The 16,462-nt window shown below is 72.4% G+C and carries 15 protein-coding genes and 1 pseudogene; 5 read left to right on the top strand and 11 right to left on the bottom strand.

All coding sequences use genetic code 11. The features are described 5' to 3' along the window. Positions 1–56: 56 nt before the first annotated feature. Positions 57–1,154 (bottom strand): WD40/YVTN/BNR-like repeat-containing protein, encoded by a 1,098-nt coding sequence (locus IE97_RS0100955; RefSeq protein WP_106975260.1) that lies wholly within the window; start codon positions 1,152–1,154, stop codon positions 57–59. Between the two features lie 272 nt (positions 1,155–1,426). On the opposite strand from IE97_RS0100955, the gene IE97_RS0100950 reads away from it, so the two are divergent. Continuing rightward, on the top strand, positions 1,427–2,011 hold the full coding sequence (locus IE97_RS0100950) for a hypothetical protein (RefSeq protein ID WP_030147221.1): 585 nt from the start codon (positions 1,427–1,429) through the stop codon (positions 2,009–2,011). Positions 2,012–2,443: 432 nt separating this feature from the next. Here IE97_RS0100950 and IE97_RS0100945 read toward each other — a convergent pair whose 3' ends face one another. From IE97_RS0100945 to IE97_RS0100935, 3 genes are all read right to left on the bottom strand, one after another. Then, on the bottom strand, positions 2,444–4,471 hold the full coding sequence (locus IE97_RS0100945) for a hypothetical protein (protein ID WP_030147220.1): 2,028 nt from the start codon (positions 4,469–4,471) through the stop codon (positions 2,444–2,446). A gap of 411 nt (positions 4,472–4,882) precedes the next feature. Further along, positions 4,883–5,671, bottom strand: a complete 789-nt coding sequence (locus tag IE97_RS0100940) for a pectate lyase (RefSeq protein ID WP_030147219.1) — start codon at positions 5,669–5,671, stop codon at positions 4,883–4,885. A 55-nt stretch (positions 5,672–5,726) separates the two neighbouring features. Next, positions 5,727–6,707 (bottom strand): pectate lyase family protein, encoded by a 981-nt coding sequence (locus tag IE97_RS0100935; protein WP_030147218.1) that lies wholly within the window; start codon positions 6,705–6,707, stop codon positions 5,727–5,729. A 395-nt stretch (positions 6,708–7,102) separates the two neighbouring features. Here IE97_RS0100935 and IE97_RS0100930 point away from each other — a divergent pair, with 395 nt between their 5' ends. Next, a complete protein-coding gene (locus IE97_RS0100930) occupies positions 7,103–8,431 on the top strand; it encodes a PHB depolymerase family esterase (protein WP_234323996.1) in 1,329 nt (442 codons plus the stop codon). Positions 8,432–8,450: 19 nt separating this feature from the next. Here the strand turns inward: IE97_RS0100930 and IE97_RS0100925 are convergent, their stop codons facing one another. Further along, positions 8,451–9,530 carry an NADH:flavin oxidoreductase/NADH oxidase gene (locus tag IE97_RS0100925; RefSeq protein WP_030147216.1) on the bottom strand — a complete coding sequence of 360 codons (1,080 nt, stop codon included), beginning with the start codon at positions 9,528–9,530 and terminating at the stop codon, positions 8,451–8,453. 121 nt (positions 9,531–9,651) lie between these two features. On the opposite strand from IE97_RS0100925, the gene IE97_RS0100920 reads away from it, so the two are divergent. Further along, positions 9,652–10,002 (top strand): ArsR/SmtB family transcription factor, encoded by a 351-nt coding sequence (locus IE97_RS0100920; RefSeq protein ID WP_030147215.1) that lies wholly within the window; start codon positions 9,652–9,654, stop codon positions 10,000–10,002. Between the two features lie 51 nt (positions 10,003–10,053). Here the strand turns inward: IE97_RS0100920 and IE97_RS0100915 are convergent, their stop codons facing one another. Next, on the bottom strand, positions 10,054–11,397 hold the full coding sequence (locus tag IE97_RS0100915) for an FAD-dependent oxidoreductase (protein ID WP_030147214.1): 1,344 nt from the start codon (positions 11,395–11,397) through the stop codon (positions 10,054–10,056). 210 nt (positions 11,398–11,607) lie between these two features. Here IE97_RS0100915 and IE97_RS0100910 point away from each other — a divergent pair, with 210 nt between their 5' ends. Continuing rightward, positions 11,608–12,066, top strand: a complete 459-nt coding sequence (locus IE97_RS0100910; protein ID WP_030147213.1) for a DUF6214 family protein — start codon at positions 11,608–11,610, stop codon at positions 12,064–12,066. A gap of 172 nt (positions 12,067–12,238) precedes the next feature. After that, positions 12,239–12,469, top strand: a pseudogene (locus IE97_RS39695) (hypothetical protein); the annotation flags it as partial. Here the strand turns inward: IE97_RS39695 and IE97_RS0100900 are convergent. The 5 genes from IE97_RS0100900 to IE97_RS0100880 form a co-directional block, all read right to left on the bottom strand. Continuing rightward, positions 12,460–13,146 carry a TetR/AcrR family transcriptional regulator gene (locus tag IE97_RS0100900; RefSeq protein WP_030147212.1) on the bottom strand — a complete coding sequence of 229 codons (687 nt, stop codon included), beginning with the start codon at positions 13,144–13,146 and terminating at the stop codon, positions 12,460–12,462. The pseudogene IE97_RS39695 and the gene IE97_RS0100900 overlap by 10 nt on opposite strands. A 159-nt stretch (positions 13,147–13,305) precedes the next feature. Then, entirely contained in the window at positions 13,306–13,995 is a 690-nt protein-coding gene (locus IE97_RS0100895; protein ID WP_030147211.1) for an HAD family hydrolase, read from the bottom strand. 9 nt (positions 13,996–14,004) lie between these two features. Further along, positions 14,005–14,700 (bottom strand): phosphatase PAP2 family protein, encoded by a 696-nt coding sequence (locus IE97_RS0100890; RefSeq protein WP_030147210.1) that lies wholly within the window; start codon positions 14,698–14,700, stop codon positions 14,005–14,007. 129 nt (positions 14,701–14,829) lie between these two features. Further along, positions 14,830–15,765, bottom strand: coding sequence for a M56 family metallopeptidase (locus IE97_RS0100885; RefSeq protein WP_030147209.1), 936 nt, complete (start codon positions 15,763–15,765; stop codon positions 14,830–14,832). 99 nt (positions 15,766–15,864) lie between these two features. Continuing rightward, positions 15,865–16,422: a DUF5134 domain-containing protein gene (locus IE97_RS0100880; RefSeq protein WP_030147208.1), complete on the bottom strand. Its 558-nt coding sequence runs from the start codon at positions 16,420–16,422 to the stop codon at positions 15,865–15,867. Positions 16,423–16,462 lie beyond the last annotated feature (40 nt).

Below are 16,462 nucleotides of genomic sequence, written 5' to 3'. Positions count from 1 at the left end.
GCCCCCGGGGACATCCGAAGGTTCACGCAAGCACGTTCCTCCGCCCGGCCCTCACCTCATCCGACGACCGCGGCCCGCACGCACAGCACGTCCGGCAGATGCGAGGCGAGCTGCCGCCAGCTGTCGCCTGCGTCCGCCGAGGCGAACACCTCGCCGTTGCGGTTGCCGAAGTAGATGCCGGCGGGTTCGGCGTCGTCCGTGCACATCGCGTCGCGCAGCACCGTGCCGTAGTGCTTCTCCTGGGGCAGTCCCGCCGAGAGCGGCTCCCAGCTCTTGCCCGCGTCCGCCGTCCGGTAGACCCGGCACCGGTGGTCGGCGGGGACCCGGTCGGCGTCGGCGTTGATCGGGAACACGTAAGCCGTGTCCCCTCGGTGCGGATGTGCGGCCACCGCGAAACCGAAGGTGGACGGCAGGCCCTCGCCGATGTCCGTCCAGTGCGCCCCCGCGTCGTCGCTGCGGTACACACCCCAGTGGTTCTGCAGGTAGAGCCGGTCCGGGGCCGCCGCGTCCCGCGCGATCTTGTGCACGCACTGGCCGAACTCCGGGTTCGGATCGGGCAGGAACACCGCGGAGACCCCCGAGTTGGAGGGCGCCCAGCTCGCGCCGCCGTCCAGGGTGCGGAACACGCCCGCGGTCGAGACGGCGACCGTCACCGCCTTCGGGTCGCGCGTGTCGGTGAGCACGGTGTGCAGGCCCTCACCGCCGCCGCCCGGCATCCACTTCGACCGCGTGGGGTGCTCCCACAGGGGCCGGACGAGCTCGAACGTCTCCCCGCGGTCCGCCGAGCGGTACAGCGCGGCCGGTTCCGTGCCCGCGTACACCACGTCCGACTCGGCGGCGGCCGGGTGCAGCTGCCACACCCGCTCCAGGGACGCACCCGTGTCCTTGGGGAACCTGACGGCCGGCCGGGCCGGTTCGGTCCAGGTCCGGCCCAGGTCGTCGGAGTGGAACACGGACGGACCCCAGTGCGAGCTGTCACCGCCGGCCAGCAGCCGCGGGTTCTCCCCCCGGGTGTCGATGGCGACCGAGTACACGGCCTGTGCGTTGAAGTAGGGACTCTCGTCGAACTCCCAGGCGCCACCGCCCCGCCGGCGCCCGATGAACAGGCCCTTGCGCGTGCCCACGGCGAGCAGTACCTCGGTCATGCCGATCACCTCCGCGGCGTCGTCATTGACGCCCTCGTCTCAGACACCGGCCAGTCTGCACCCCACCACTGACAGTCACCTCCGGGACGGGCTCCGGCGCAGGTCAGGGCCGTGTCGGCGAAGAGGCCCGGCCTGCCGGCGCATCCGCACACGGCGGGCGGACCCCGGCGCGGTGACGTCTGCGAGGCCGTCCCGAGGTACGTGCAGTGAGCATCCAGGGGCCCTGTTCCGTATGGGGAGGGCGGCGGGATGGTCATGCGCTCATGAGGAGGATGCCTTCGATGACGTTACGTGGCCCGAAGGTGTGGCTGTGGCGCTGGCGGCGCAATCCGCTCAAGCGCCGGGCCGACAGGGTGGAGGCCTGGGTCGTGCTGGGCGTGTGGTCGCTCACTTTGATCGTCGCGTTGCTGGCCGGCACGACGGTGAGCCGCTCCGTCGAGGGCGGGCTGGCCCGGGAGCGCGTCGAGTGGCGCCCCGTCGTGGCCCGGCTCGCCGAGAAGGCTCCCGGAAGGGCCTCCGAGAGCGGCCACGTGTCCCGTGCCGAGCACGTGTGGGCTGAGGCACGGTGGACCGCCGCGAACGGCTCCTCCCACTCCGGCCAGGTACGGGCTCTGGCGGGCAGCGCCGCGGGGACACCGATCACCGTGTGGACGGACCGCGAGGGCCGCCAGGTGACCCGCCCCGTCACCGAGACCCAGGCCCGTGTGCGGGCTCTGCTGATCGGCGGCGTGGCGGGCTTCCTCGCCGCGGCCGTGCCACTCGCGGGCGGCCGTGCGGTACGCCGCCGCCTGGAGCGCCGCCGCATCGACCAGTGGGACGCCGAGTGGTCCCGCTTCGGGCCGCTGTGGGGGCGTACGACGGGGTGAAGGTGGAGCTCCCTGTGGGGCGAGGTTCCGGTGGGGTGGGCCACCTGCCGTGTGAACTCCCTGCTGTGTGGGCTCCCGGCCGGGCGGGTTTCCAGCAGGGCGGGCCTCCCGCAAGGTGGCTCCCTGCGGGGCTTGTCGCGGGCGGACGCCCTGCGGCGCGGGTGCCTGCGGCCCGGTGCTCCCACTTACGCGGGCCCCTACAGGGGGGCCACTACAGCCGGGCCTCTATAGGGCGCCCCCACCGGCGGCTCCCTACAGGCAGGCCCCAACGAGGTGGACCCCAACAAGGCGCGCCACCCACGGCGCGACCTCGACGGCGACTTCCCCTGCGCGGGCCCACCACCGGGGCCTGCCCCTCCGGCGGGGGCTCCCCGGCCGTGGCTTCCCCGGTGATGGCGGCGCTCCAAGGCCGGCCCTGGAGCACGTCGCGCCCTATTCGGCCAGCGCCGCCCGACACGTCCGCAACAGCACCTCGTCCGCATGGATGTCCTGAGGGCCGTGGCCCTCGGCGTCCGCACGATGCCGCCGCGGGGACCTGAGTTCCGCTCGCAGCAAGTCGTGCAGGGGCGCCCCCGTGGGCCCCAGCGCCTTCACGCACCCGGCGATCGTCGTTCGCGTGTGCGGATGCTCCGCCCATGCCGAGCGAAGGACCGGAAGGACCTGCTTCTCCGGCTCCCCGGTGATGCGCCACACCGCACAGGCGGCCACGGCTCGCTCCAAGGCGTCCCCGGAGCCGGTCATCCGGCGCAGCCCGGGCAGCGCGGGACGGGCCGCCGGCCCCAGTCGCCCGAGTAGGCCCGCCGCCGCCCGGCGACGCCGGCCACGCTCCGTCTCCGCCAACTCCCTTACCAGTACAGGCAGCACGGTATCCGCCGCACCCGTGACCGACCACAGTGCCCGGGCCGCCGTGACGGCGCAGTCGGTGTCCAGCAGCCCGTGCAAGTCCCGTACGGTCTCGTGTGCGGCGCTGCCGAACGCACCGAGGGCATGGGCGGCCGCTTCCGTGACGGCGTCGCACAACCCCGGCCCGTCCGGCATACCGCGCAGCAGGCGCCCCACTGAAGGTACGGACTCGGTGTCGCCCAGTGCCGCGAGTGCTAACAGCAGGGGAACGGCCCGCTCCTGCCTGCCGGGCCCGTCGAGCGGAACACGCGCGAGCCGGCGCCGTAGCGCGGGAGCGAGCGGCGCGGCCGCTCGGCCCAGGTGAGGTATCACCAGCCCCAGGTCGTCGGGGACGACGGGACCCGCCAGCACCTCGGCCAGCAGCGGCACGGCCCGTGCGTCCCCCGCCCGGGCCAGTGCCTTGAGCGGTCCGCCCAGTGTCGGCGTGCCCCGCTCCCCGTGCCGTATACGAAGCTCGGGACGGCAGGCCACCAGCGCGTGCAGGTGGTCGGCGGCGGGCGCCGCCAGGTCGAAGAGTTCCACCAGGACCGCGACCGCCGCATCGTGCAACCAGCTCTCCTCGGCGCCCAGCTGGGCGCCTATGAGGGCGACCGGCGCCTCGGTGCCGGTACGCCACTCGCGGAACAGCCCGGCCGACATCCACACGGCGTTGCACCGGTCGAGGGGGTCCGGGCTGGTCAACTGCCCGCACAGCAGGGCGACCCGGTCGGCCACCCGGCCGCCGAGCGCGCGGTGCAGGGTCCGCAGCAGCTGGGAGCCCTCCTCGTCCGAGGGACGCAGGCGCCGCAGCCGGTCCGCCAGCGTGTCCGCACCCGGGCGGTCCGGCGGGTGCCGCGTGCAGGCGCGCTGCCCGGATCTGTCGCGGAGCAGCTGGACGACGGTCGGTATGAGATCGGCGGGCAGCGACTCCGGGGCGCAGCCCGCGAGCTGGCCGAGCGCGGCCAGCCGCGGCCCGGGTCCGTGCGGGGGCCCGCTCAGGGTCGCCAGCAGGCGCACCGCCTCGGTGGCTCGGGCCTCTCCGGCCGACCGGTGCCGCCGTGCGAACAGGCCGAGACCCTCGATCAGGGCGAGCAGGACCCCCTCGTCCCGCTCCACCGTGAGCCGCTCCCGCACCAGGGCGAGGACGCGCGCCGGTTGGTCCAGGAACCGTACGAGCGCTTCCACGGCGGCCCGGCGAACCCCGGCGTCCGCGTCCCCCGCGAGCCGGACGAAGACCTCCGCACCCGCCCGCAGCGCGGCACGGGCCCGCGCGGCCAGGTCGTCCGCGGCATCGCCGGACCCGTCGGCGCCGCCGATGCTGACGAGGAGTTCCACGACCTCCGCCCGGCCCCGCTCCTCCTCGCGGACGGCGAGCGCGAGGAGAAACGGAACACAGGCGAGCGTCGAGTCGTACACGTCTCCCCGGTGGTGCACGGCGCCGTACATCCCGTCGAGCGCGGTCTCCCGCTCGGCCGGGTCGGCGGAGGCCAGTCCCCGCAGTAATCCGGGTACGTCCTCCGCGCTGCCGTACGCATGCCGCAGCGAGGCCCAGTCGACCTCGTCGATCCCCCTGAACACGTTGTCCTCCCCAGGCGAAGTGCCAACTGACGGGGAGTCTGCACCACGGCACTGACAACGAAGCGGAACCGGAGAGTGACTGTGCGCGAACTGTGCGCCCGTTGGCCGACGGTGACTCGGTCCGGGCCGGGCGGCGCACGCCACAGGACGGAGCCGATGCCCGCCGCTTCCGGCAGCGTCCCCCACGTGTGCCCCCAGTCGCCCCCGAGCCGGCCGGGTCGCGCAGAACGCGTCGGCCGATCGCCGGCGGGGCGTGCCGGCAGGCCGGCCGACCGCCTTCGCGGCCGTAGTACGGCATCTGCCGGCCGATCCCGCGCGGGTGCGTGGCGCATGACGCGGGCGGCCCTGCGCAGCGCCCGCCGGGACGTCGCGCACGACCGCCTTCACCGTGGGGGGAGTGCTGCTTCCGGACTACCTGTAGGTGATGTCCGAGGTGGAGTAGAGGCAGTTCGTGCTGTCGGGGCCGGACCCGACAGCGGTGTTGTTGTTGTACTTCTGGCAGGGGACGACCTTGCGGCCGGAGTCGTTGCGGATCGTGATGCCCCGCAGCGTCGCCACGTCGTTGCGGTTGACGTTGATCCCCACGAGCCGCGCGGTGGAGCCGGTGCCGGTCACGTCGATGGTGTTGAGGTTGACCTTGCGGGTGTACTGCGTGGAGCAGTCACCGCAGGAGCGGTAGAGCGTCTTGAACTCCTGCACCGCGAAGTTGGAGATGGTCAGCGTCCCGCCGCCGTTGTGCTGGAAGACCTTGTCCGCCGCCTTCTTCGCTCCGCCGCCGATCACCTGGTAGGTGGCCCCGTTGCCGCCGCGGAAGGTGGCGGCGTCCTCGCCGACGTCCTCCCACCAGACGTTCTGCAGCGTGCAGCTGCCCTCGCAGTGGATGCCGTCGGCCGCCGGGGCGCCGAGGATGACGTTCTTCAGCACGGCGCCGTCCGCCAGCTTGAAGATCGGGTCCTGGCCCTCTTCCTGGCCGTCACCGGCCAGGCTCCCGGTGCCGTAGTACCGCTTCATCCCGTAGTCCTTGGTTCCGGACACCGAGATGGTGGAGGAGGTGCCCTGGCTGCCGTTCGGTGTCGGCCAGGTGGCGGCGCTCGCCGTGGGCGCGTTGATGGTCATGATCATGCCAGCAGAGAGGCCGAGCGTGGCCAGCACGCCGGTCAGTGCGCGCCTGCGGGCGCGCGGACGTGTCGCAGAAGTCATGTCCCGATTCCTTCTGTCGTCTGAGCGGATGTGGGGTGTCCGAGCGGACGGGCTGTCAGAGCTTTCCGGCGCCCGCACCCGAGGTCACCGAGGTGACGACGGACGAGGCCGGCTCCGCCGAGTAGCTGTAGGGCGGATTGGTGAAGGTGCCGACCCGCGAGATCTCGGTCGCGGCTCCACCGAGATCGTTGCCGCGCAGGTTGGCGTGTCCGTCGACGTCGCTGCTGCGGTTCGTGGTCACCGCGATCTTCGTCGAGCGGAAGACGTTGTTCTCGACCAGCATCTGGGCGCCCATGCGCGAGTGGCAGGCGGTGTCGGCGCCCTCGACGTAGTTGTTGTAGAAGTGCCCGGTGCCGAAGCGCAGGCTGGGGATGCGCGAGTACACGTTCGCGAAGTGGTTGTGGTGGTACGTCACCTTCAGGTGACCGGTGTCCTCGCTCGCGTTGTTGTCGCTGTGGCCTACGAGCGAGCCCTTGAAGTGGTTCTTGAAGGTGTTCCACGACACGGTGACGTTGTCCGCGCCGTGGTTGATGTCCAGCAGGCCGTCGTAGTGGTCCTTGTCGTGGTCGCGGTCGGCCGAGAAGGAGTTGTGGTCGATCCAGACCTTGTCGGACGCCTCGACGGTGATGCCGTCGGCGGGCGCGACCGGCTTGCTGATGTTCAGGTTGCGGACGACGACGTTGGAGACCTTCTTCAGCCGCAGCCCACCGCCGGTGAACCCGGACGACGAACCCACGCCCAGGACGGTGGTGTTGGACCCGACGTCGACCTGACCGCTCAGCGCGATCAGGCCGTTGACCCGGACGACCTTGGCCGAGTTGCCGGTCACGGCCGACTTGAAGGCGCTCAGCGTGGAGACGGTGACCGCCGGGGCGCTGCCGCCGCCGGTCGTGCCCGCGCCGAACCCGATCGGCGAAGCCTCGGCGGCCCCGGCCGGCTGGGGAACGGCCAGGACCGCCACGGTCGCCAGCGCGGACGCTGCGGCGACCGCCAGGGTGGCTCCGGGTAAGCGGGTGCGTGGGGGGTGAGTACGCATGTGGGGGTGCGTCCCTTCAGGTGCCTCATGGTGCCTGGTCGGTCAGCTTCATGAATGGCGTTCGCATAGGTGTTCACCATGCCTCCTCCCGCTGGGTGAGGGGGCACTGGTGGGTCACACTTCTGAACGGAAGGTAGAGGGCAAGCGCTTTCTAGTCAACGCCTCGCGCGAAACGCATTCGGCCGGTCCTGGTGGCGGCGACGACAGATGTGGGAGCGCTTCCATGGAAGCCATGTCCATGCCACCATGCCGGTCGGACGCACAGATCTCACCGTCGGCCGTGCGAGTACTGCCGACTGCCCGGGCGCCCGGCCTTGCTCAGCCAGGCGAACCCGGCCTGCTGAACCGCCGTACGACGTCCTCGATCCGCGCCTCACAACGGAAGGGACACGGACGTGTCTGCCACCTCCCACCACCCCACGGCGAGGAGACCGCTGCGGTCGGTGCTCCTCGCGCTCCTCGCCGCCCTGCTGCCGCTCGCGGCCACCCTGGTCACCGCACCCGCGGCCGCCGCCGGCGAGTCCGCCGGCGAGAGGGCCGTACCCGCCGCGACCCTCACCGAGGTCGCGAACTTCGGTGCGAACCCCAGCAACCTGCGGATGTACCTGTACGTGCCGGAGAGCGTCACCCCGGACCCGGCGGTCGTGGTCGCCGTGCACTGGTGCACCGGCTCGGGCCCGGACATGTACAACGGCACCGAGTACGACACGCTGGCGGACCAGTACGGGTTCATCGTGCTCTACCCGTCCGTCACCCGCAGCAGCAAGTGCTTCGACGTCTCCTCGCCCCAGTCCCTGCGCCGTGGCGGCGGCAGCGACCCGGTCGGCATCAAGTCGATGATCGACTGGGTGACCCGCACCTATGACGCCGACACCGAGCGGGTCTTCGCCACGGGCATCTCCTCCGGCGCGATGATGACCAACGTCCTGCTCGGGGACTACCCCGACGTGTTCGCGGCGGGTGCCGCCTTCTCGGGCGTCCCGTTCGGCTGCTTCGCCACCACCGACGGCTCCGAGTGGAACAGCGCCTGCTCGGGGGGCACGGTCACCCACACCCCGAAGGAGTGGGGCGACCTGGTCCGGAACGCGTACCCCGGCTACACCGGGCCCCGGCCGCGGATGCAGATCTGGCACGGCACCCAGGACGACGTGCTGCGCTATCCCAACTTCGGGGAGCAGGTCAAGCAGTGGACGAACGTCCAGGGCGTGAGCCAGGCCCCGGCCGCCACCGACACGCCCCAGTCCGGCTGGGTCCGCACCCGCTACGGCGGAACGGGCGACCAGGCCCCCGTGGAGGCCGTCAGCCTCCAGGGCGTCGGCCACAACCTGTACGCCCACGGCATGGCGTCCCGTGTGCTCACCTTCTTCGGCCTCGACAGGTCGGGCCCGGCTCCCCAGCCCCAGCCCGGCGCCTGCAAGGTGACGGCCTCCGTGAACGCCTGGAACACCGGCCTGACCACCTCCGTGACCATCACCAACACCGGCACGACGACGGTCAGCGGCTGGAAGCTCGGTTTCACGCTGCCCGCGGGCCAGACGGTCACCGGCGGCTGGGGCGCCACGTACGCACCCACGTCCGGGTCGGTGACCGCGGTCAACGTGTCGTACAACGGCACCATCGCGCCGGGCGCGAGCGTGAGCATCGGCTACCAGGCCAGTCACGGCGGCAACAGCGCGGCCCCGTCCGCGTTCACGCTCAACGGGACGGCGTGCGCGACCGGTTGACGTCCTCCGGGGTGCCGGATCAGACCGACCGGTGGTACTGGTCCGGCACCCGCACCTCACCGCCGAGCTCACGCGCCGCGAGCCGGGCCCATGAGGGGTTGCGCAGCAGTTCGCGGCCCAGCAGCACCGCGTCCGCCTCGCCGTTGGCCAGGATCTTCTCGGCCTGCTCGACCTCGGTGATCAGTCCCACCGCCGCGACCGGCAGCGTGGTCTCCTTCTTCACCCGGGCGGCGAAAGGCACCTGGTAGCCGGGGCCGGTGGGAATGCGGACACCGGAGGCGTTGCCTCCCGTGGAGACGTCCAGCAGATCGACGCCGTGGGCCTGCAGATCGGTGGCGAACCGGACGGTGTCGTCCGGGGTCCAGCCACCCTCGTCGAGCCAGTCGGTCGCCGAGACGCGGAAGAACAGCGGCTTGTCCTGCGGCCACACCGCGCGTACCGCGTCGACGACCTCGAGCGCGAAGCGGGTGCGGTTCTCGTACGAGCCGCCGTAGGTGTCGGTGCGGTGGTTGGAGTGCGGGGAGAGGAACTCGTTGATCAGGTAGCCGTGGGCGCCGTGGATCTCGGCGATCTCGAAACCGGCCTCCAGCGCGCGGCGGGCCGCGGCGGCGAACTGCCCGATCACGTCCTTGATCTGGTCGACGGTCAGCTCCGCCGGGGCCGGGTGCCGGTCGTCGAAGGCGACCGGGCTCGGCGCCACGGAGTCCCATCCGTACGCGTCCGGGCCGACCGGGGCGCCACCCTTCCAGGGGCGGTCCGTCGACGCCTTGCGGCCGGCGTGAGCCAGCTGGACCGCCGGCACCGTGCCCTGCGAGGTGAGGAAGCGGGTGATCCGGCGGAACGCCGTGACCTGCGTGTCGTTCCAGATGCCGAGGTCGTACGGGGAGATGCGGCCCTCCGGCGACACCGCGGTGGCCTCGACGATGATCAAACCCGTGCCGCCGGTCGCGCGGGCGGCGTAGTGCGCGAAGTGCCAGTCGGTGGGAGCGCCGGTCTCCGGGCCCTCCGGTGCCGCCGAGTACTGGCACATCGGGGGCATCCACACACGGTTGGGGATCGTCAGGTCGCGCAGGGTGCAGGGCTCGAAGAGCGCGGTCACGGCGGACTCCATTCGTCACGGGGGCGAGAGCGGCGACTCGTACGATAGGCATCGTAGTACGGTGGATGTCAAACTACGAGGGTTCTCGTACTATGAGGTCCCCCGAAGAAGTGGAGTCACCGTGACCTCCCCCGCCGTCAGCAGCCGCGACCTGCCGCATCCCGGGCGCGACGAGATCCGCCTGGAAGGTGTGCTGCACGCGCTCTCCGATCCGGTGCGGTTGCGGATCGTGCGGGAACTCGCCGCCGTGACCGGGGAGTTGTCCTGCTCGCACTTCGACCTGCCGGTCACCAAGTCGACCACGACGCACCATTTCCGGGTGCTGCGGGAGAGTGGTGTGATCCGGCAGGTCTACCGGGGGACGGCCAAGATGAACGGGCTGCGGCGGGAAGATCTGGAGGGGCTCTTTCCGGGCCTCTTGGATGTTCTTCTGGACGCGGCGGGCCGGCAGGCCGGGCGTTCGGGGGGATGACCGCCCGTGGCCGGCGGTGTGCGGTGGCTGGTCGCGCGGTTCCCGCGCCCCTCAGGGGGCGTGATGGTGCGCCGCTTCCCTCAGGGACTGCCAGTCGGGCAGCTTCACCACATCCCTGCCGAGTGACGCTCCCAGCTCCGCCTCCGCCCGTTCGATCGACTGCCAGCCCGTCCACTCGACCGGGTCGGCTCCCGCCGCGCGCAAGGCCGTGACCGGGTCCTCCGGGACGGCCTTCCGGTCGAGGGCCGGAGCGTCCTCAAGGAGGGACGTCGCCGTCTCCTTCGCGCACGGCCTGTTGGTGCCGATGACGCCGGTCGGGCCCCTCTTGATCCAGCCGGCCACGTACTCGCCCGGAGAGACGACGCCCTCGCGCAGGACGCGACCGGCCAGGTTGGGCACCGTGCCGGTACGCGCGTCGAACGGCAGGCCCTCGAGCGGCACTCCGCGGTAGCCCACCGAGCGCAGGACCAGTTGCGCCTCGATGTCCTCATACCGCCCCGTGCCCGTCACGCCGCCTTGCCCGTCCGGTGTCGTGCGCTCGAAACGGACCGCGCCCACGTGGCCCTGCTCGGCGAGCAGTTCGACCGGGCGGAGGAAGAAACGCAGCCTGATACGGCGCTGCGCGTCTCTCGGCGGCGCCTCGGCCCAGCCGCGCAGCGCTTCCACGTTGCGGCGCTGAGGGGCGGGCAGTGCGGACGGGTCGCCGTAACCGGGGTCCGGCGTCAGCTCCGCCGGATCGACGGTGACCTCCGTCCCTGGAAGGGTGCCCAGTTCGCGCAGTTCCTTCGTGGTGAAGCGGGCCTGGGACGGACCGCGCCGGCCCACCATGTGGATCTCGCTCACCCGGCTCGCCGCCAGCGCGCTCAGGGCCGCCTGCGGCATGTCGGTCGGGCTCAGCTCGGCCAGGCCGCGCGCCAGCATCCGGGTGACGTCCACGGCGACGTTCCCCACGCCGATCACCACGGCCGACCGGGCGTCCCGCAGGAACCCGCCGTCCACGGCGTCCGGGTGGGCGCTGTACCAGGCGACGAACTGAGTGGCCGACCAGCTCCCCGGCAGGTCCTCCCCGGGGATGCCCAGACGCCGGTCCGTGGCGGCGCCCACGCAGTACACCACCGCGTGGTAGAGCTCCCGCAGCCGGGCGACCGGCACTCCACCGGGACCGGCCTGGACGCCCCCGAGGAAGCGGACCCGGTCGTGCTCCAGGACCGCGCGCAGGTTGTTCTGCAGCGACTTGATCTTCTCGTGGTCCGGAGCCACGCCGTAGCGGACCAGGCCGTACGGGCACGGCAGCCGGTCCAGGACGTCGACGCGCACCTCGGAGTCCAGCTGGACGAGACTCTGGGCGGTGTAGCACCCGCTCGGCCCGGACCCTACGACGGCGACTCGCAGCACGGCGGAACTCCTTACCCGAGGGACCCCGGCGGATCGCACGAGAGCGCTGACGCCTCCAGCATCGCACCGGCCGGGCTCCGCTGACAGGGTGCTGTGCTCCGCTCGGGGGGCGTGTCCGATCTACTGGGAAGGTGATCATTCGGTTACGTTCCGTGTGTGCTGGAAGCATCCTTTCTTAATCTTTCTGATCGCTCTCCGGCGGACGGAGCGGTGTCCGTGCGGCCCGCATGGGAAGTGCGGGAGAACGAGGACGCGACACGGTGGTTCGACGTCTGCCTGGCCTTCACGGACGGCGCCCGCGTCGACGCGCTGGCCGTCGTGGCCGGGGGGAGCGTCGGCATCGAGGACGTACGCGCCCAGCCCGCGCTGTCCCTCGACGACCTGGCGGTGCTGGCGGACTGGATCGAGGACTCGCTGGGCGAGGCGTGCGGTGCCGGTCCGGCTCCGGACGGCGGCGCGGGCCAGGGGCGGCGGGCCCGTCCGGCCTGGCCACGTGGTGTGGAGGGGCGGTGGCTGGTGGCGCAGGAGTACCGCGCGGCCCAGCGCAACGGTGCCGACCCGGTCCTGGCCGTGATGTGCGCGACCGGACACAGCCGCCGCAAGTCGCTCAGGCTGATCGGCCAGGCCCGGGACGCGGGCCTCCTGGCGCCGCGCCGCGCCCGGCGCTGAGCTCGCGGCTCAGAGCATCCCCCGCATCCGCGTGATCTCGCTCGTCTGCTGGGCGATCACCTCGTCGGCCGCCGTCTCCGGCAACCCGCTGTTCCTGTCCACCGACTCCTCGCGCAGCGACAGCAGTTGCTCCAGCACCACCCGGCCGACGACCTGGAAGTCCTCGTGGGAGGGCGTGAAGGTCTTCGACTGGGAGATGGCCTACTTCGACCGCGGCCCGCTGACCACCGACACGATCAAGTCGGGCGGCTCTATGTCGGCGTACTACTACGACGGCTACCTCTACTCGAACGAGTACGCCCGGGGCTTCGACGTCCTGAAGATCGACGACCGGCGCACGGCCCCGGCCCGCTGGGTCCACATGCGCGAGCTCGACGTGCAGACGCGGCCGGACTACTTCGACCGACCCAACGGATCGCACTCCGGTACGGTCCCCGTGGCGAAGAACCGGGACAGGTCCCTCTCACCGCTCCCGCCGGAGGCCCCGGCCTCCGGCGGGACACCCAGCTCCCAGTCGAGCCGGTAGCGCTTGAACAACTCGGCCCTCAGCACCGGAACCGGCATCGGCACCCCCGGCACCAGAGCGGCGTACACCGCGCCCATCAGCAGAGCGCGCAGCATCGGGTAGTCGCTGTCGACGTCCCGCGAACCGTGCCGGGCGACGGTGTCCCGCAGCAGTTCGGCCAGGCGGCGTTGTTCCGGGCAGGGAACGAAACCCTCGGCCTGCAGCAGCCCGGCCATGTGCTGGCGCATCAGTACCGGCCGGTCCCTCGCCAGGCCCAGGATCGCGTCGATGGCCCGGGCCATCCGCTCCCGGCCGTCCTCGGTGCGCGGCTCGCGCTCCAGCGCCTCCTCCAGAGTGCGGTGCATCAGCCGGTGCACCGCGGACTGCACGAGCTGGCGCTTGCCCGGGAAGTAGTACGAGACCAGACCGCGCGCCGAGCCCGCCCGGTCGGCGATGTCGCCGAGCGTCGTGGCCTCGAAGCCGTGCTCACTCACCAGTTCGACCGCCGCCTGCAGAAGCCGCTCCTTCGAACGCCTCCGCAACTCTTCATTGACCGAGGCGCTGCGCGGGGACATGCTGTAACTCCTCGTTGACTGGCTGCCAGCCAACTATACTCGGGGTCGTCCGGCCGGGACCGTGCTGTCCAGGCCGACGGTGCCGCCTGCCTCGGGCGACGCGGGGGATCGTCCGAGGCGGGCAGGCAGACGACCAGGTGGTGGCCTCGGGCTACTGCTTCAGCCCACCAGCTCCAGGACCGGCCGAAGCCCGTCCGGCCGGTCGGTCACCGGCAGATGGTCCACGAAGTGCACCTCGCACCCCAGGGCGGCGGCACCGCCGTCCGCCCTGCGGTCGTCGCCGACCATGAGCGTCCGGCGCGGATCGGCGCCGAGCGCCTCGCAGGCGGCGGCGAACAGTCGCGGGTCGGGCTTCTGGATGCCGTGCTCGTACGACAGGACGTACGCGGCCACGTAGCGATCCAGGCCGTGCTCCCGGAAGACCGGGCGCAGGTCCCAGCCGATGTTGCTGACCACCCCGACGGGGATGTCCCGCTCCCGCAGGGCGCGGAGCACCTCCGCGGCGTCCGGGTACGGGGCCCACGCGGCGGGAGTCATGTGGCGGTCGTACAGCGCGTCGTGCAACGCCGGGTCCGGCAGCGTGACCTGACGGGAGAGGCCCGTGTAGGCGGCCCGGTGCAGTGCGGCGCTCCGGTCGCGGGTCCGCCAGGCGTCGGCGAGTTCCTCGGGCACGCGCGCGGGATCACCGCCGCCCGGCAGCGCCCCGGCCGCCTCCAGCGCTCGCGCCGTGGCGGTGAAATCCGCTTCGGCGAGCCGGAGTCCGGCCCCGGTCAGGGTGCCGCGCAGCCAGGAGTCGGTGGACTCGACACGGAAAAGGGTTCCCGAGAAGTCGAACAGCACAGCCGTCATGGAGTGATCCTATGAAGCCGCGCCGTCCGGCCGGGGCCGCGGCCGCCGGAGTTCGTGCGTCCACACGGCCACGGCGACCACCAGGGCCCCCAGCAGCCAGCCTCCCACCACGTCCGACGGCCAGTGGACGCCCAGCCAGACGCGGGTCAGCCCGACGCCGACCACGGAGACGACGGCCACGGCCAGGGCCGCGCGCCACACCGCACGGCCGACGCCGTGACCCCGCAGGAGCCACAGGAGCAGGCCGCACACGACCGTGGCGGTCATGGCGTGCCCCGACGGGAAGGCCGAGTAATGGGCCGAGTCGACGGGGTCCGGCCAGACCGGACGGGGGCGGTCCACCGCCGTCTTGAGACCCTGCTGGAGCAACGAGCCCAGTGTGACGGCCAGCGCCAGCCACACCGCCGTCCAGCGCGCCGCGAGCTTCACCACGAGCCACACCACGACAACGGCGCACAGCAGACGCATCGTCCACGGATCCCACACCCAGTCCGTCAGAATGCGGCACGCCTGAGTGAGGGCGGACTCCTCGACCGCCCAGCGGTGCGCGGTGGCCGAGATGTCTCCGTCCACGCTCATCAGCGGGGTCCATCTGGACGCGACGAGGGTCAGCAGCAGAACCGAGCACAGCGCCAGGACGCCGGCCGATCGGGCGGCGGTGCGGTGCTCCGGACGGGGTGGGGACTCGACGGACGAGGTGTGCATGATGCGATCCTCGCCGAAGCGGGGCGTCCGGATCCAGTACGCGGACGATCTTCGGGCCCGGGGCAGCGCGCTTCGGCCACCCCGGCCCGGTCGCGGAAGGCCCCGGGGAGCCCCGCGTCGCACACGCGTCTACCCCAGGGCCCGCAGCCCCGGGACGAACGCCACCAGCACCGGCACCACGGGCACCAGCGCGGCCGCCGCCGTCAGCCGCAGGCGCCGTGCGGCGGGCAACCGGTCCGGGGGAGTGAGCAACCGGTGCACCCGCGCCGGAACATGGGCCTGCGGCGCCGGGCAAGGGCCGAACACACCGCGGTGCTCGTTGAGTTCGACCAGGGCCAGGGCTGTGGTCAGGCGGCCGAAGCGGCGGGACGCCGTGTCGTCGGCGGCGAGTTCGACCAGGCGGTGCATCTCGTCGCGGAACGCGGCGAACACCGGCACCTGCGGGAAGCCGCCCGCCAGGGCGGAGGAGCAGTTCAGCAGCCAGTCGTGCCGGGCCCGTGCGTGCCCCTGCTCGTGGGCGAGCACGGCGTCCAGTTTCCGCCCCTTCAGGCGGCGCAACGCAGCTGTCGTGACGACCAGTTGCGGCGGAGTGCCGGGCAGCCACCAGGCGTCGGGCTGCTCGCTCTCGAGGACGACCAGCCGCCCGGACACCGCCACCTCGCCCGGCAACAGCGGGGCCCGGACCAGCAGATCGGCCCGCCGGCGACGGCGCCGGGCGCGGGCCCGCCCGACCTCGCGGACCAGCATCGCCACGCTCCACAGCCCGCCGCAGGCGAGCGCGACCGCGGTGGTCGCCGCCCAGGGGCCCGCCGTACCGAGGGCGTAGGCCTCGACGACCGGACCCGGTGCCGTCGCGAAGACATGCCCGCCGACCGCGTGCCAGGCCGCCGCCGCACTGAGCGTCATCGACAGCGCACAGCACACGATCACGGCCGCCACCACGCACTGCCACACCCACAGCGCCACCACCGGCTCACGGTCGGGCCAGTCCGCCCGGGCGAGCAGCCGGGGAGCGACCACGGCGGTCAGGGCGCCGAGCAGCAACAGTGCCGCGGGGAGGGTCATGGAGGGCAGCCTATGAGCGCGGCGCTGCCCACGGGTACGGCTTGTGGCGTCAAAGTGACGCAGACAACGGGGCCGTACGGCGGGCGGAGGCCCTCCTGCTCACAGCGTCAGCAGCATCGCCACCATGGAGATCCCCATGGACAGCCGGCAGGCCCGCGCCAGCTCCGGCCGGTCACCCCAACCGGCGGGCCCGCCACCACAGCCGTTGCCGGGCACGGCGGCGACCGGTACCAGCCGTACGCCGGTCAGCAGCACGTACGCGGCGAAGTAGAGGAGCAGTGCCCCGGTCAGGAGCGGGATCCCCGATCGGCCCTCTCCGTGCAGGTGGGCGGGCGCCCCGGCCATGGCGACGGACATGTAGACCATGGCCCCGGCTCCCACCAGGTGATGGAGGTGGTGTGCACCCGACCGTGCCGCCCACAGCGCGCGGAGCGCAGCCGCACCGAACACGGTGGCGTAGGCGGGCCAGGTCCACGAAGGCGGAGTGAAGACGGCTGCCGGCACCGCCATCGCGGCCATCCCGAAACCCATCAGTGCCTCGCCGCCCGCTGAGCTGCGCTGCTCCTCGGCGCTGCTGCGCATCCGCAGCAGGCAGTAGACGCCGGTCACCGCACACAGCGCCACCAGCAGCCAGCCGGACGAAGCCGGTCCGTGCACCCCCACCTCCCCGCTCGACGGTCGGTCATTCGATGCCCGG

Source organism: Streptomyces sp. NRRL S-455, from assembly GCF_000717875.1.
GTDB lineage: Bacteria > Actinomycetota > Actinomycetes > Streptomycetales > Streptomycetaceae > Streptomyces.
Note: the sequence above shows the minus strand (reverse complement) of the source record. Positions and strands in the feature narration are given on the sequence as shown.

What these genes read in the sequence shown, in the direction of transcription:
- IE97_RS0100950 (WP_030147221.1), top strand. Translation starts at nt 1,427, where the DNA reads ATGACGTTACGTGGCCCGAAGGTGTGGCTGTGGCGCTGGCGGCGCAAT.
- IE97_RS0100940 (WP_030147219.1), bottom strand. Translation starts at nt 5,671, where the DNA reads ATGACTTCTGCGACACGTCCGCGCGCCCGCAGGCGCGCACTGACCGGC.
- IE97_RS0100935 (WP_030147218.1), bottom strand. Translation starts at nt 6,707, where the DNA reads ATGCGTACTCACCCCCCACGCACCCGCTTACCCGGAGCCACCCTGGCG.
- IE97_RS0100900 (WP_030147212.1), bottom strand. Translation starts at nt 13,146, where the DNA reads ATGTCCCCGCGCAGCGCCTCGGTCAATGAAGAGTTGCGGAGGCGTTCG.
- IE97_RS0100895 (WP_030147211.1), bottom strand. Translation starts at nt 13,995, where the DNA reads ATGACGGCTGTGCTGTTCGACTTCTCGGGAACCCTTTTCCGTGTCGAG.
- IE97_RS0100890 (WP_030147210.1), bottom strand. Translation starts at nt 14,700, where the DNA reads ATGCACACCTCGTCCGTCGAGTCCCCACCCCGTCCGGAGCACCGCACC.
- IE97_RS0100885 (WP_030147209.1), bottom strand. Translation starts at nt 15,765, where the DNA reads ATGACCCTCCCCGCGGCACTGTTGCTGCTCGGCGCCCTGACCGCCGTG.